The organism is Mesocryomonas fontinalis (assembly GCF_055730125.2).
Map to the genome: position 1 here is coordinate 342,308 of NZ_JBUZWG020000002.1, position 15,870 is coordinate 358,177.

The 15,870-nt window shown below is 66.3% G+C and carries 8 protein-coding genes; 3 read left to right on the top strand and 5 right to left on the bottom strand.

Features of this window, described 5'->3' with window-relative positions:
* Window positions 1–8 precede the first annotated feature (8 nt).
* A complete protein-coding gene (locus tag ACZL02_RS06715; RefSeq protein WP_472937822.1) occupies window positions 9–3,311 on the bottom strand; it encodes an AsmA family protein in 3,303 nt (1,100 codons plus the stop codon).
* 341 nt (window positions 3,312–3,652) lie between these two features.
* Between ACZL02_RS06715 and ACZL02_RS06720 the strand changes: the two genes are divergently transcribed.
* Window positions 3,653–4,126 (top strand): peroxiredoxin, encoded by a 474-nt coding sequence (locus ACZL02_RS06720; RefSeq protein WP_472937823.1) that lies wholly within the window; start codon window positions 3,653–3,655, stop codon window positions 4,124–4,126.
* Window positions 4,127–4,300: 174 nt separating this feature from the next.
* Window positions 4,301–5,632, top strand: a complete 1,332-nt coding sequence (locus tag ACZL02_RS06725; protein ID WP_472937824.1) for a peptidoglycan DD-metalloendopeptidase family protein — start codon at window positions 4,301–4,303, stop codon at window positions 5,630–5,632.
* Window positions 5,633–5,694: 62 nt separating this feature from the next.
* Here the strand turns inward: ACZL02_RS06725 and prfB are convergent.
* The 3 genes from prfB to ACZL02_RS06740 form a co-directional block, all read right to left on the bottom strand.
* Window positions 5,695–6,823, bottom strand: a protein-coding gene (gene prfB / locus ACZL02_RS06730) for a peptide chain release factor 2 (protein ID WP_472937825.1) whose coding sequence is annotated in 2 segments (ribosomal slippage) — window positions 5,695–6,753 and window positions 6,755–6,823 — 1,128 coding nt in all. Because the reading frame shifts where the segments join, the coding sequence is not laid out codon by codon here.
* A gap of 113 nt (window positions 6,824–6,936) precedes the next feature.
* Complete coding sequence (locus ACZL02_RS06735) at window positions 6,937–9,378, bottom strand: penicillin-binding protein 1A (protein WP_472937826.1); 2,442 nt, start codon at window positions 9,376–9,378, stop codon at window positions 6,937–6,939.
* Between the two features lie 219 nt (window positions 9,379–9,597).
* Window positions 9,598–10,788, bottom strand: a complete 1,191-nt coding sequence (locus ACZL02_RS06740; RefSeq protein WP_472937827.1) for an N-acetylmuramoyl-L-alanine amidase — start codon at window positions 10,786–10,788, stop codon at window positions 9,598–9,600.
* 681 nt (window positions 10,789–11,469) lie between these two features.
* On the opposite strand from ACZL02_RS06740, the gene ACZL02_RS06745 reads away from it, so the two are divergent.
* Entirely contained in the window at window positions 11,470–14,292 is a 2,823-nt protein-coding gene (locus ACZL02_RS06745) for an Rne/Rng family ribonuclease (RefSeq protein ID WP_472937828.1), read from the top strand.
* 82 nt (window positions 14,293–14,374) lie between these two features.
* Here the strand turns inward: ACZL02_RS06745 and ACZL02_RS06750 are convergent, their stop codons facing one another.
* Entirely contained in the window at window positions 14,375–15,547 is a 1,173-nt protein-coding gene (locus tag ACZL02_RS06750; protein ID WP_472937829.1) for a pyridoxal phosphate-dependent aminotransferase, read from the bottom strand.
* Between the last annotated feature and the right edge of the window lie 323 nt (window positions 15,548–15,870).

Below are 15,870 nucleotides of genomic sequence, written 5' to 3' on the forward strand. Positions count from 1 at the left end.
GACGACGCCTACTGATAGGCGAAGATGCTGCGGAAAATGCCGGGGGCGATGGCCGAGATCGGGTTCACGGTCAGCTTCGGCGAGGCGAACGCCCCGTCGAGCCGATAGGTGATCCCGATCAGGCCGCCCTCATTGCCGTTGCCGAGGATCTGGCCGACCAGCGGGATCGCGCCGAAGATCCGGTTGACGCCATACGCCGGCATGAACGAGCCGACGACGTCGACGCGGTTGGCGGAATCGTAGACCGTGCCGGAAAAGCTTGAGCCAAAGACCGGCCCGCGGATGATACCGTTGGAGACGCGCAGGCCGTTCTTGCCGTAGTCGATGCCGACCGAGGCGTGGTCGAAATAGGCTCTCTCGGTGCCGAGATTCTTGCCGACGGCCTGCGAGAGGCTGGCCGCGTTCGGTGCGGGCGAGGTGCCGACGAGGCTCGAGAGACGCGGCTCGTCCACCAGGGTGAAGTTCTCGGCGTTGAGCGTGCCGCGGTAGCCGCTTTCGGTCGAGCCGAGAAGATCGAGCGCGACCTGTCCGCCTTGCATGCGGCCGTAGATGCCGGTGAAGGCGGCGAGCAGGCCGGCGTCCGGCGCGCGCAGCGCGATCGACCGGTCGTCGCCGCGCGGCGACATGTCGGCGGAAAAGCCGCCGCTGCGGGTCGAGCCGGAAATCGACAGGGCCGCGACCTTGCCGCCGCTGCCGGCATAGTTCAGCGCGAAGCTGCCGATGGTCTGGTTGCCGAAGCCCAGGACCTTGTCGAGCGAGATGCCGATATCGACCTGCTGCTTGCTGGCGGTCGTCGGGTTGGCGGCCTTGGCGCCGAGATTGGCCTTGAGGTCGTTGAGGAAAGGCCGCGCGTCGAAGCGCTTGCCGTCGACGCGGATGCTGAACCCGTTGGCGACCCGCTCGAACCCGACGTCCACGTCATCGCCGTCGTTGAGCGCGACTTCGCTCAGCTGCGCCTTGCGAATGCCGTTCTTGTCCAACGCCACGTCGCCGGCAGCCGAGAAACCGTCGCCCTTTAGGGACACGTTCTTCAAGTCGACGCCGTTGTCGCCGGGCACGATGTCGAAGGCGAGCGCAGCCGCGACGCCCTTGCCCTTGCGCCAGCCGACCCAAGGCAGCTTCAGCGTTGTCGCCTTCAGGTCGAAACTTCCTTTCATCGGCGAATCGCCATCGCGCAGCAGCTTTCCCTCGATCGGACCGTCGACGATCTCAGCCAGCTGCGGCGACAGTTTCCGCGTATCGTCATCGCCGAGCGAAACGCCGACCTCGAGATGCTTGGTGGCTCCCGACGTTGGGCCAAAGGGCTGCGTGAAGGCGATCCGGGACGGAATGTCGTCGACCTTGCCTTTCATCTCGCCGGTGGCGACACCGGGCCGAATATCGACCGAACCCGTCATGCCCTCGATCTTGCGGCCTTCGAAAGGGACCGAGAGGCCGGCATCGCTGAGGGAAACGGCGACGTTCCAGGCGCCGAACTGCTGATCCTTCGGCACGTCGTCACCGAGGATGAACGGCAGGCTGACCGTTGCGGTCGCCTTGCCCGTCGCCTCCATCGCCTTGAAGGGCAGGCTGCGCAGCGCGTCGAGCGGCTTGCGTGCGGCGATCTCGAGGAGATCCGGGACGTTGCCGCTGACCGCGAGATCGACCTGGCCGTCGATGTCCTGAAGCGCCGGCTCCGGGGCGCGCAGGAACGCGATGCTGCTGGGGGCGATCACGACGTCTGGCAGACCATCGACCTTGGCATCGGCGACGGAGATCTGCGTATCGCCGCCGGAGGTGTGGATCGTGCCCTTGGCATTCGTCAGGCGCGGCAGATCGCCGACCGTCAGGGCACTCGCCCCCTCGACGGCAAAGGCGAGGTCCATCTCCTCGGGCGTCGGGTGGCTGCCGGGCTTGAAAGCAGGACCGAGGCGATCGCGGCGGAGATCGAGGGCGATGGTGCCGCTCGGCACATTGCCCTCGTCGCCGAGATGGCTGAGCACCCAGCGGCGCGTGTTGACGGCGAGGTTGAACGGCCAGAACGCCTTGATGTTCGCGGCCGGAAGGTTGGTGGCCGCAAGCTTCAGCTCCGTGCGCGCGTCCGGCGTGCCGAAACGCAGCGCCGCGGTTCCGCCGAGCGTGCCGCCGTCCGTCTCCAGCGCGAATTTGGACAGCACGGCCGCGTTCGCCGCGATGTCGTTGCGACCCTCGATCAGCAGGCTGCCTTCCAGCGCCTTGCCCGCGGCCGCGCCGATCGACGACGTCATGTCCCGCGTCTGCAGGGAAAAGCCGAAACCGTTGAACTCCCCGGTGACCGGACGGTCGTAAAGCGCCACCGCACGTCCCTCGAGGCCCATCGACATGCCGTCGAAGGCGACGTTGGTGTCGGCGATCTCGATCGACTCCTCGCCTTCGACATAGCGGAGCTTGGCCTTCAAGTTTTCGATCCTGGTGTGGCCGCGTCCAGCCTGAAGATCGCCGGCACCGAGATCGAGCGAGAGGGTCGCGACCCGGGCATCGTCCTCGTTGCGGGTGTTGACATCCAGTGCGACCGTCAGGGGTGCCTCGATGCCGATCGGGCGCATGTCGAGCGTGTCGCTCTCCGGTGCAGCGGGCAGCAGATCGCCGAGCGCCACGGGGCCGGCCGACAGCTGCAGGGACTGCAAGCGGGCGCTCCTGGCATCATAGTCGGCGCGCCCGGTCAGCGGCACCGACATGCCGCGCACCCTAAGATCGGCGGTAGCGGTCAATGCCCGGTTGTTCGAGAGCTGGAAATTGCCGCGCTCGAGCCGCCCGGTGATGCTGTCGCCCTCGGTCCCCAGCGGCACGATGACCTCGATGTCGCCGAGGACGATGCGCTCGATGCCGACCCGCTGCAGGGTGGCGAGCTGCTTCTCGATCACCTGAAAGGCGCGCGCGGAGCGTTTCGGCAGCGTCGGCACCGGCGCCGTCGCGGCGAACTGTGCGCCGACGCCCGGGCGGGTTGCCCCGAGCATCGAACGGAAACCGGTCAGGTCGATCCGGCTGCCGCGAACCTCGATCGTCTTGAACAGGACGCGACCGGTCAGGAGCGGCAGGATCCGCAGACCGACCTTGACCGAATCGACGCGCGCCCGCGGCAGGCCGGTGCGCATCAGGCGGATGTCCGACCATTCCAAAGCGAGATTGCCGTCGTCCGCAAAGCCGATACGCTGGTCGCCGAACTGGGCGGAGAGGTCGGCACCCAGCACATCGGCGACCACCGCCTCGGTCTGGCGCCGGATCAGATCCTGTCCGCTATCGGTGCCGAGCGCCAGAAAGACGAAGCTGCCGACGAGGACACCGAACGTCATGCCAGTGCTGAGAACCGCGCAGGACAAGCGACCGAGGCGTCTCAAACGCAAGTTCCGCTGACATCAGGGCGACCGCCGTCGATCGCGCCAAGCGGTGTCAGTGTCTTCCTCATGCGTTCGAACCACCCAAGGCTACCGCCATCGCGAATCGCCACCCCTCAGCAGCACACACATCCTTGCCACGCGAAGCTCACTCCGACATGACCTCGGCAAACAATATCGCGGCATCGAAAGCCCCCACCGCCGGTCGCCAAATGGCGGCCACGGCTCTAGGCTGGCGTCGGCGACTGCGGTATTGCCGCGTGTCCCATCACAATCCAATTGGCCGAAAGGATGGCATCTTGTCCACGCTCAGCATCGGAACGCCCTGCCCCGACTTCCAGCTGCCCGATCACGCCGGCACTACCGTCGCGTTGGCCGATCTGAAAGGCAAACCCTTCGTCCTCTTCTTCTATCCCAAGGACGACACCTCCGGCTGCACCCAGGAGGCGATCGACTTCACGAGCCTGCAGAGCGATTTCGCCGCAGCGGGCGTCGAGGTGATCGGCGTCTCCCCCGATCCGGTGAAGAAGCATGCCAAGTTCCGCGAGAAGCACGATCTCGGCGTTCGGCTGCTGTCAGACGAGGAGAAGGTGCTGCTCGAGGCCTTCGGCGTCTGGGTGACCAAGAGCATGTACGGAAAGTCCTATCTGGGCGTCGAGCGCACGACGGCGCTGGTCGACGCGTCCGGCACCATCGTCGGTCTCTGGCCCAAGGTGAAGGTGCCAGGGCATGCACAGGAGGTCCTAACGGCCGCCCGCGCCCTGTCGGCCTGATCGATATGTGACCTGGCTTTCGAAGCGATCCGCTCTTCGATGCCGTCGTCTTACGTATGAATTCTGCGGCCTCCGACGAAGTGGCCGCGGGCGACAGGTCAGGCTTTGTTAACCCTAACAAGGTCTACTCCGACAGGACGCGGCTCGATGAGTCGCCCCTGATCGGGACCCATCATGACCTCGGCTCAGCTGCAGACTACCTTCGGCCAGCAGAAGCGACCGCATACGGTCATCATCGCGCGGGGCGAGAAGGTCCGGCACTTCACGGTGTCCGCACGGCTGGTCGGAATGTCGGGCGCCCTCGCCATGGCCCTCTTCATCGGCTGTGCCTCGACCGCCTGCTACCTGCTGCTGGAAAACGACCTCCGGGTCTCTGCCAGCGATACCCAGTTGAAGCTCCAGCAATCCTACGAGGAGCGGATCGCATCCCTCCGCTCCCAGCTCGATCGTGTCGTCAGCCGTCAGATGCTCGACCAGCAGGTCGTCGAGAGCAAGGTGGATGCGCTGATCGGACAGCAGGTCGAGCTATCGGCACGGTACGACAAGCTGCAGCCGCTGCTCGACCGCGCCCGTGACAGCGGGCTTCTGCCGGCGCCAGTGCCGGTGCCCCAGCCGAAGCCCTCGAGCGCCGACGCTGCCTCCTCGCCGTCGGCCGCCGAAACCAAGCCGCTCGCGTTCCTCGGGTCCGCGCCGAACGCCGCCCTCGCCCGCTTCGATCTCGTCGACGGCTCCGCCGGTGCGGGGCCGTGGCTGCGGCGCGATGCGGCCGCTCAGGTGGCAAAACCGGCCCCCGGCATCGCGCACGACCTGATCCGCCAGATCGGCAAGTCGATCGACAGCGTTCAGGATACCCAGATCGCCGATCTCACCACGCTGGCCGAGAAGGCCCGCGGCAAGGCGGGCGACATCGCTTCAGTGCTGCGCTCGGAGGGCATCGCCGTACCGGATCAGGATCAGGATCTGACGACCGTCGCCGGTGGCGAAGGCGGTCCCTTCGTCGCAGTTCCCGCCGACCGGCTGTTCGATGCAAGCTTCCAGGAACTCGACCGCGCCCTCACCGAATTGCAGCTCCTGAAGCAGCGCACGACGAGACTGCCGCTCGCAGCGCCCGTCGCGTCGAAGCTGATCAGCTCGGCCTTCGGCGTCCGCAGCGACCCGTTCCTCGGCGAAGCGGCCATGCATACCGGCATCGACTTCGTTGCCGAAAGCGGCTCGGCGGTGGATGCGGCCGCGGCGGGAACCGTCACGGAAGCCGGCGCCAACGGCGGCTACGGCAACATGGTCGAGATCGACCACGGCGGCGGCATGGTGACACGCTACGGCCACCTCTCGAGCATTGCCGTAGCGGTGGGCGACAAGGTCTCAGCCGGGGCCATCGTCGGCCGCGTCGGTTCGACCGGTCGCAGCACCGGACCGCATCTCCACTACGAGGTCCGGCGCGACGGCAGCCCGATCGATCCCTCGCGCTTCCTGCGCGCCGGACGCAAGCTCGACGCGGTCAGCTGAATGAAAAAGGCCGGCTGCAGGATCTGCAGCCGGCCTTCAGCCGAAAGGTCTTCGTAGTGACGTCAGTCGACGTCGGCGACATCGACGCTGCCGCCATGGACGCGGTGCGCGAGCGCTGCTTCCATGAATTCGTCGATCTTGCCGTCGAGCACGTCCTGCGGCGCCGTGCTCTGCACGCCGGTCCGGAGGTCCTTGACCATCTGGTAGGGCTGCAGGACGTAGGACCGGATCTGGTGGCCCCAGCCGATATCGGTCTTCGACGCCGCTTCCTTGTTCGCCACCTCTTCGCGGCGCTGAAGTTCGGCCTCGTAGAGGCGTGCCCTCAGCATGTCCCAAGCCGTCGCGCGGTTCTTGTGCTGCGAGCGCTCGTTCTGGCACTGCACCACGATGCCGCTCGGAATATGCGTGATGCGCACGGCCGAATCGGTGGTGTTGACGTGCTGGCCGCCCGAGCCGGAGGCCCGGTAGGTGTCGATCCGGCAGTCCGACTCGTTGATGTCGACGTTGATGGTGTCGTCGACCACCGGATACACCCAGACCGAGGCGAAGGAGGTGTGGCGCTTGGCCTGGCTGTCGAAAGGCGAAATCCGGACTAGGCGGTGGACGCCCGATTCGGTCTTCATCCAGCCATAGGCGTTGTGCCCTTTGAACATGATCGTCGCCGACTTGATGCCCGCCTCTTCGCCGGAATGCTGCTCCAGCAACTCGACCTTCATGCCGGAGCGCTCGGCCCAGCGCATGTACATGCGCAGCAGCATCGAGGCCCAGTCCTGGCTCTCGGTGCCACCGGCGCCGGAGTGGACTTCGACATAGGTGTCGAACTTGTCGGCCTCGCCGGACAGCAGCATCTCGATTTGCCGCTTGTCGGTATCGGCCTTGATCGCCCGGATGGCGGCTTCGGCTTCGTCGATGATCGAGGCATCGCCTTCCTCTTCGCCCATGGCGATGAGGTCGATGTTGTCCTGCAGGCCCTGCTTGATCTTGTTGATGCCGTCCATCGACGATTCGATGTACTGGCGCTCGCGCATCAGCTTTTGAGCCTCGGCGGCATCGTTCCAGAAATTGGGGTTCTCGGACTGCGCGTTGAGGACTTCTAGGCGCTTAAGGGACGCGTCCCAGTCAAAGATGCCTCCTCAGCAGGCTTATGGCCTGCTTGATGTCGGAGGTCATGGTTTCGAACTCGGCACGCATGCCGCTACCCCGCTGTTTGGGATGGAAAGGATGGCGGCGGGTATAGGACCCGGGTCTTCAGCTGTAAAGCAGCTGACCCTCCGCCTTGCCGCCGTATGCGGTGGTTCCGACGGTCAGAAAAGACCGCCGGCCCCACCCTGGACGATGGCGTCCTGCGTCTGCTGCGAGACCGGAGCGGGCGCCGAGCCGTAGGCCATCTCGTCGTCGCCGATCACCTGATAGCTGTCGGACGGGCCGGTGCCGGGCTTGAACGCCTCGACGATCGTGCCCTCGCCCTTGGCGGCCATGCCGGTCTTGCGGTTGATCGAGATCAGCGTCATGCCCTCCGGCACGCGGAAGTTGGCGACGGGCTTGCCGGCCAGCGCCTGCTTCATGAAGTCGGTGAACACCGGCGCAGCAAGCCCACTGCCGGTCTGGCCCTTGCCGAGCGGCTGGGGGTTGTCGTAGCCGAGGTAGACGCCGGTCACGAGGTCCGGGGTGTAGCCGACGAACCAGGCGTCCTTCTCGTCATTGGTCGTTCCGGTCTTGCCGGCGACGGGTACGCCGAGCGCCTTGACGCTGGTCGCGGTGCCGCGCTGGACGACGCCTTCCATCATCGAGGTGATCTGGTAGGCGGTCATCGGATCGAGGACCTGCTCGCGGTTGTCGACGAGCTCGGGTTCCGGCTGATCCTGCCAGGTCTGCGCGTTGCAGGCCTCGCAGCCCCGGTTGTCATGCTTGTAGATGGTGCGGCCATATCGGTCCTGCACCCGGTCGATCAGCGAGGGCTCGATCGAGCGGCCGCCATTGGCCATCACCGAATAGGCCGAGACCATCCGCATCACGGTGGTCTCGCCCGAGCCGAGCGCCATCGGCAGGTACTGGCCCATCTTGTCGTAGACGCCGAAGCGCTCGGCATATTCGGCCACGAGCTTCATGCCCATGTCCTTGGCGAGGCGCACTGTCATCAGGTTGCGGCTGTGCTCGATGCCCGAGCGCAAGGTCGAGGGACCCGCCGATTCGCCGCCGTAATTCTTCGGCGTCCAGATGTTGCCATTGCCGTCGGGGATCGAGATCGGGCCATCCATGATCACCGAGGCCGGCGTGTAGAAATTATCCAGCGCCGCCGAGTAGACGATCGGCTTGAACGACGAGCCGGGCTGGCGATAGGCCTGGGTAGCGCGGTTAAATTCGGACTGCGCGTAGGAGAAGCCGCCGACCATGGCCAGCACGCGGCCGGTATGCGGATCCATCGAGATCAGGCCGCCCTGGATCTTCGGCGGCTGGCGCAAGCGGTAGCCCTCGCCGTCGGCCTTCTTCTCGACGAACACCACGTCGCCGCGCTTCAGCACCTGATCAGCCGAGCGGACCGACGAGGTCTTGCCGGCGGTGTTCATCCGCAGCGCCCACTTCATGTCGGCGAGCGCCAAGGTGCCGAGGTCGCGGTCCTGTCCGGGCGCGCCGGAAAGAGCGCGGGTCGACTGCAGGCCGAGGCTGACGCTGTCGGGCTCGGCCGACAAGACGACCGCGAGGCGCCATTCCGGCACATCGGAGAAGGCCGGCACGGCGCCGAGCGGCTTCACCCAGTCGCCGTCGATGTCGATGCTGGTGACGGGGCCACGGTAGCCGCGGGCCTCGTCATAGCGCAGCAGCGCCCGCTGCAGGGCGCCGCGGGCCTCGACCTGAAGCTCGGGGTCGAGCGTGGAGCGGACGGAAAGGCCACCCTCGTAAAGGGCCTTCACGCCGTAACGCTGGATCACCTCGCGGCGGACCTCCTCGGTGAAGTACTCGCCGGCGAAGAGATAGGTGCCGGTGCGCTTCGGGTTGATGCCGAGCGGCTTGCCGCGGGCTTCCGCGCCCTCGGCATGGGTGATGACACCGTTCGCCTCCATCTGGTCGATCACCCAGTTGCGGCGCTCGAGCGCGCGGTCGGGATGGCGGAACGGATCGTAATTGCTGGGCGCCTTCGGCAGAGCAGCAAGATAGGCCGCCTCCTGGATCTCCAGCTCGTTCACCGACTTGTCGAAATAGGCGAGCGAAGCTGCCGCAACGCCGTAGGAACCGAGGCCGAGATAGATCTCGTTGAGGTAGAGCTCGAGGATGCGGTCCTTGGAGTACGCCTGCTCGATGCGCAGCGAGAGGATGGCTTCCTTGACCTTGCGCTCGATCGACTGCTCGTTGGTGAGGAGGAAGTTCTTCGCGACCTGCTGGGTGATGGTCGAGCCGCCCTGGCGGGGGCCGCCCTTGGCGAACATCAGCACGGCGCGCCCGAGACCCTGGATGTCGATGCCCGGATGCTCGTAGAAGTTCTTGTCCTCGGCGGCGAGATAGGCGTTCTTCAACCGGTCGGGGATTGCCTGGATCGGCAGGAACAGCCGGCGCTCCTTGGCGTATTCCGCCATCAGCGAGCCGTCGGACGCCTGGAAGCGCGTGGTGACCTTCGGCTCGTAGGCGGCCAGCACCTGGTAGTCCGGAAGGTCTTCGCTCATGTTCTGGACGTAGAGCGCGACACCCGCTGCCACGATCAGGAACATCACCGTGCCGATCCCGAAGAAATAGCCGAGCAGTCTGATCATCTGAGCTCCGTCCCCGCGCACGGACCGATCCGCTTTTCCGCTGGGCTCCTGCGTTTCGGGCCGAGGCCCGTCGAGCCCTCGGGCCCCGTTTCACCCGCTATAGCTGGTATGGCGACCGTCGTCCTGCCGATGCTCTCGAAATACGGCAAGCGCATGACCCATAAGGGGTTCCGACGCCGACTTGACGCGGCAGTGTGGCAGCGATCCCACAGCTCGGCGTCAGTCGCGCGCCGCCTTGTCGCTTGCCTGCTTCAGCCGGAAGAAGTCCGCCACGGCGCTGCCGACGGCGTCGGCGGTATCCTTGCGCCAGGACTCGTCGACCAGGAGCTTCTCGTCGTCGATGTTGGAGAGGTAGCCGATCTCGACGAGCACCGACGGCACGTCCGGCGCCATCAGCACCTTGAACCCGGCCGATCGCTTGGGATTGCGGATCAGCCGGATTTTGTGGCGGCCGAGTTCCTGCACCAGCCCGGCCGCAAAGTGCTCGGAGAAGCTGTCGGTCTCGCGCCGCATCAGCTCGATCAGGATGTCGAAGACCTCCGGCTCGTTCTTCTGCCATTCCGGATTGACGAAGCGGTCGGAAGAGTTCTCGCTCTCGGCGACTTCGCTCGACAGGGCGTCCGAGGCGCGGCCCGACAGCGTGTAGACGGTGGCCCCGCGAATGTCGGAATAGCGGATCGAATCGGCGTGCATCGAGATGAAGAGGTTCGCCTTGGCGCGGCGGGCAATCGCCGAGCGCTCGCCGAGCGAAATGAAGCGGTCGTCCTCGCGGGTCATGATGACCTTGAGGTGGCCCTCGGCTTTAAGCCGGTCGCGCAGAGCAAGGGCAAAGAGGAGGTTGATGTCCTTTTCCAGGGTGCCGTTGCGGCCGCGTGCGCCCGTGTCGATGCCGCCATGGCCGGGATCGATCACCACCGTCACGTCGTCGTCCGGAACACTCGCCGCGACTGGCACGGGATCCGGTCCGTGGCCGACCGGTTGCGTCGCCACGGCCTTCGCAAAACTCTTCGCATCGCTCTGCGTCAGGGCGAGGCTGAGGATGGTGTGACCGTCCTTCATCTCGAACGACGCCTTTGGCAGCGCCGGCTGCTTCAGCGTCAGGATGATCCGGAAACGATCGGAAGCCACGAGCCCCTGTCGCATCTCGGAGACCAGCGCATTCGTCTCGACCTCCACCGGTTCGAGCGCCGAGACGGTGTCGAACAGGTCGATCGCCACCCGGTTGGGGTTGCGCAGCAGGATCAGCTTGGAGCGCGGTGTCCCGCGAAGGTCGAGCGTCGCGGTGAAGCCTCTCGGCAATACCGCCTGGCGAAGGCCGACGAGAACGCTGTCGCCCGCCTCCTCTCCCACCGACGTCGCCGATTGAGCGTGCGCCGGGCCGCCGAAGAGGGCAGCGAACAGGAGGAGCATTGCCCCGCAGATCAGAAGGAGGCGCCGATGATGGAGAAGACTTGCCTGGTGCATGGCATCCCGAGAAAGGCGATTTCGCCGCAACACCCTTCATTCTCCTTGCGCGAAACCGGAGAAGCGGTGGGTTAAACGGTCTGGAGCAAGCCGGTGCAGGGCTTTACACTTGTTTCTCCGCCTCGCGCATCATAAAAGCAGAAGTGAGGCCGGGAAGACTCACATACCTTTGAAAGCTCCCGTCCACGACACGCAAGGGCCGCGGAACGACGTTCTGGCCCGCGAGCCGGTCGAGGTCGCCCCCATGGGTCGAGATCAGAGCGTGGCGATCGTGAGACGGTGAATTCCAAGGTTTCCCAGCCTCGAAGATGTTTTTCGTCCGTCGGATTTCCCCCGGACATCTGTCTTTCACCGTTCATCCGGGCCGAGATTAGGTTCGCCTGAACGCCACATCCATCGGTCGCCACGTTGGTGGCCAGTCATTTGTTGCAGGTCGCCTCGTAGTGTCGCCAGCCTCCATCGGAAAATTGACGCCATCGACTGAGTCCTTCCGGGCTTGGCTCCGGCCGTCCCGTGCAGAGCACCGCCGCTATCGAGCGCCCTCAGCGGACGCGCCTTCCCCCGCATGGTACTCGGCGCATGTCGCCGGCATGCGCGCCAGGGCGGATGTCCGGGAGCACCTTCGCCATGCCAAACAAGATGCTGATCGACGCGTCTCATCCAGAAGAGACGCGGGTCGTCGTTGTCCGGGGTAGCCGGATCGAAGAATTCGATTTCGAGTCCGAACACAAGAAGCAGATCAAGGGCAACATCTACCTCGCCAAGGTGACGCGCGTCGAACCGTCCCTGCAGGCGGCGTTCGTCGAATATGGCGGCAACCGCCACGGCTTCCTCGCCTTCAGCGAAATCCATCCCGACTATTACCAGATCCCCGTCGCAGACCGTCAGGCGCTGATGGAGGACGAGATCGCCCGAGTCCGCGAGGAGGAAGAGGACGAGGAGCGCAAGCTCGCCGCCCCCCGCCGCAATCCGCGCCGTCCGGGCGGCGGCAAGTCGATCCGTTCCGCCGAAGCCACCGACCGCGACACGGTCTCCGAATCGCTCTCGTCCGACGAGGCCAGCGAGGGCGATGACGCGCACGATTTTTCCCATGACGAGCACGATGCGCCCGAGCTGATCGGCGACGATCACGACGGCAGCGACGACGCCTCGGACGAGGGCACCGAGGGTGAGACGGAAGTCTCCGCCAGCGGCCAGAAGCGCCAGCGCCGCTCGCGCTCGCGCCGCGGTTCGTCGAACGCCGAGGAGGCGCCCTCCTCCGACGACGACGAGGAAATCGTCGACGAGATCGGCGCCGAAGACGCGATGGAGGAAGTCCCCGTCCGTCAGCCGCGCGTGCCGCGCAAGCAGTACAAGATCCAGGAAGTCATCAAGCGCCGGCAGATCCTGCTCGTGCAGGTCGTCAAGGAAGAGCGCGGCAACAAGGGTGCGGCGCTCACCACCTACCTGTCGCTCGCCGGGCGCTATTCCGTGCTGATGCCGAACACCGCCCGGGGCGGCGGCATCTCGCGCAAGATCACCAACATGGCCGACCGCAAGCGGCTGAAGGAAGTGGCGCGCGAGCTGGACGTGCCGAAGGGCATGGGCATCATCCTGCGCACCGCCGGCGCCATGCGCACCAAGGCCGAGGTCAAGCGCGACTACGAATACCTGATGCGGCTGTGGGAGACGGTGCGCAGCCTGACGCTCGCCTCCTCCGCGCCGACCCTCGTCTACGAGGAAGGCAGCCTGATCAAGCGGTCGATCCGCGATCTCTACAACAAGGACATCGACCAGGTTCTCGTCGCCGGTGAAGCCGGCTATCGCGAGGCCAAGGACTTCATGCGCATGCTGATGCCCGGCCAGTCCAAGGTCGTGCAGCCCTACCGCGACACCATGCCGATCTTCGCCCGCGGCGGCATCGAGGCACAGCTCGACCGCATGCTGCAGCCGCATGTCACGCTGAAATCCGGCGGCTACATCATCATCAACCAGACCGAGGCGCTGGTCGCCATCGACGTCAACTCCGGCCGCTCGACCCGCGAGCATTCGGTCGAGGACACCGCCTACCAGACCAATCTCGAGGCGGCCGAGGAAGTGGCGCGCCAGCTGCGCCTGCGCGATCTCGCCGGCCTCATCGTCATCGACTTCATCGACATGGACGAGAAGCGCAACAACCGCGCCGTCGAGAAGAAGATGAAGGACTGCCTGAAGGACGACCGCGCCCGCATCCAGGTCGGCCGCATCTCGCATTTCGGCTTGATGGAGATGAGCCGCCAGCGCATCCGCGCCAGCGTTCTCGAGTCGACCACGCGGGTCTGCCCGACCTGCGACGGCGTCGGCCACATCCGCTCCAACTCGTCGCTGGCGTTGCACGTGGTGCGCGCGATCGAGGAGCATGTTCAGAAGCAGTCGACGCACGACATCATCGTCAAGGTGCCGACCGCGACGGCGCTCTACGTGCTCAACGAGAAGCGCCGCACGATCGAGGAACTGGAGGCGATGCACGGCCTTCGGATCACCATCGAGGCCGACGATTCGCACGGGCACCAGCACGTCGCGATCGAGCACGGCGCCGAAGCAGTCCGCCGCGAGCCGCAGCCGGCGCTTCTCAGCCCCATCGCCTTCCCGGAGTATGACGACGAGGACGACGTCGAGCCAGAGATCGCCGACGAGGCCGAGGCGCTTGCCGTCGCTGACGAGACCGAGGTCGAGGCGTCCGACGAAAAGGGCGATGACGCCGGCGGCGACAAGGGTGACGATCAGCGGCGCCGCAAGCGCCGGCGCCGGCGCCGGCGTGGCGGCTCGGACGACCAGACGTCCGAGGACGGCCAGGAGGCCGGCGACGGTTTCGACGCTTCGGGTCCTGACGCGGACGTCAGCGACAGCGAGACGTCGGCCGAGCCGGAGAGCGAAGGCGACGAGGTTGCTGCCGGTGAAACAAGCACGGACGAGGGTGACGACGAGGCGGCACGGGCGCGCAAGCGCCGGCGTCGCGGCCGTCGGGGTGGCCGCAAGAACCGCGATGGCGAGGAGACGGTGACGGCCGAGGGCGAGTCCGAGGACATCGACGCCGCCGAGAACGCGCCTTCGGACGCGGGCTTCCCGGTCTCGGCCTTCGAGGAGCCGGCTGCCGAGGTTCGCGAGGATGCCGCCCCGGCGGGTTCCTACATCGTCGAGGCGATCGTCGCGGAGACGCATGCCGAGAGCCCGGCGGAGGTCTATGCCCAGCCTGAGCCGGCAGCTTTCGAGCCGGCAGCAGAAGCGGCTCCCGCCGCGGCCGCTCCTGCGCCGGTCGCGACCGAAACGCCGGCGCCGACGGCCGTCGTCGCCGAAGAGAGCCGGCCAGCCGAGGCGCCTGTCGGCGCAAGCCAGCCTGCCGAGCCTGCAGAGCCTGCCGAACCTGCGGCAGACGAGACCGGTGAGGCCAAGCCGAAGCGCACCGGCTGGTGGTCGCGCGGCTTCTTCTAGAAGCCATCTCGATCCGGAATGCGAAAAGGGCGGGGATTTCCCCGCCCTTTTTCTTTGAACTCCATTGTGGAAGCTTATCGGATCAGGCGGACGGCAGGTGCTGGCGCAGTCGGTCCAGCGCGGTGACCAGCGAAGGCGTGTCGCAGGCATAGGAGAGCCGGACGAAGCGCTCGCCACGGCGCGGATCGAAGTCGATGCCGGGCGTGATCGCCACATGGCATCGCTCGAGGATTTCGCGGGCGAAGGCGGTCGACGACGAGAAGCCCTCGGGGATCGCCGCATAGGCGTAGAAGGCGCCGTCGATCGGTGCGATGTCGCGGAAGCCGAGGGCCGGCAGCGCCGCCATCAGGAGATCGCGGTTCTGCTCGTAGGTGTGGCGCACGCCGACGAGTTCGGCCGTCGCGTCCATTGCCGCCATCGCCGCCACCTGCGAGAGCTCCGGCGCCGAGATGTAGAGGCTCTGGCCGATCCGCTCGCTCGGACGAACCAAGGGCTCCGGCAGCACCAGCCAGCCGATTCGCCAGCCGGTCATGCAGTAGAACTTCGAGAACGAATTGACGACGATCGGGCTCGTCGAAAACTCCAGCGCCGTCGCCTCGCCGGCTCCGTAGACCAGCCCGTGGTAGATCTCGTCCGAGATGAAGCGCAGCCGCGCCTGATCGGCGAACTCGACGAGGCGCCGCAGCTCGTCCCTCGGCGTCACTGTGCCGGTGGGGTTGGCCGGGCTGGCGATGAGGACGCCGTGCAGCGGTGCGCGGGCATGCTCGGCGGCCAGGCGATCGGCGGACAGGATGTAGCCGTCGTCGGCGTCGACCTCGATCTCCACCGGCACCAGGCCGAGCGCCTTCAGGATATTGCGGTAGGCGGGATAGCCGGGGGCGGCGACCGCGACCCGTTCGCCCGGGTCGAAGGCGGCGAGGAAGGCAAGGTTGAAACCGGCCGACGAGCCGGTGGTGATCATGATACGCTCGATGGGAACGTCGACGCCGTGCGCCTCGGTGTAATAGCGCGCGATCCGGCGGCGAAGATCCTGCCGGCCCAGCGCGTCGGTATAGGCGATCCGGCCGTGGTCGAGCATCGCGCGGGCGGCGGCGAGCGCTGCCTGGGGCGCGGGCGCCGCCGGTTGCCCCACGGCGAGCGAGATGACGCTCTGGCCGCGGGCGATCATCCGGTTTGCCTCGGCGAGGACGTCCATGGCATGGAACGGCTCCACCGCCGAACGCGCGGAGCCGCGGAGGCGGCGATCTTCCTGCATTGTGATGTCCTTCGGGTTTGTCTCACTGCCAGCTGGCCGACGATGATGCCATTTGGAGCATCGGCCTACAGCATCGGCCAGTAAATCGGAATCGATTTGCGGAGAGTCCGATGGGTAGTTTCAAACACTTAGAGCGCCGTCTGAATGCACGCGCGGCACTATCGACGTTTTGGCCCCGCCGCGTCGTTGGCAGCGCCGTCATGCCGATCCCGCGATATCAGGGCGGCGGGACGGCATTTTTCGAACGGGCTCCGCCGGAGCCTCACATTCGCCGAATTGGATGTGTCCAGAGGCCCAATGCCGCTGGGGAACATAGGGTTAGC

Bases quoted from the DNA above. Each gene is read 5' to 3' on its own strand.
- ACZL02_RS06740 (WP_472937827.1), bottom strand. From the start codon at position 10,788: ATGCTCCTCCTGTTCGCTGCCCTCTTCGGCGGCCCGGCGCACGCTCAA.
- ACZL02_RS06725 (WP_472937824.1), top strand. From the start codon at position 4,301: ATGACCTCGGCTCAGCTGCAGACTACCTTCGGCCAGCAGAAGCGACCG.
- ACZL02_RS06735 (WP_472937826.1), bottom strand. From the start codon at position 9,378: ATGATCAGACTGCTCGGCTATTTCTTCGGGATCGGCACGGTGATGTTC.
- ACZL02_RS06750 (WP_472937829.1), bottom strand. From the start codon at position 15,547: ATGCAGGAAGATCGCCGCCTCCGCGGCTCCGCGCGTTCGGCGGTGGAG.
- ACZL02_RS06745 (WP_472937828.1), top strand. From the start codon at position 11,470: ATGCCAAACAAGATGCTGATCGACGCGTCTCATCCAGAAGAGACGCGG.
- ACZL02_RS06715 (WP_472937822.1), bottom strand. From the start codon at position 3,311: ATGACGTTCGGTGTCCTCGTCGGCAGCTTCGTCTTTCTGGCGCTCGGC.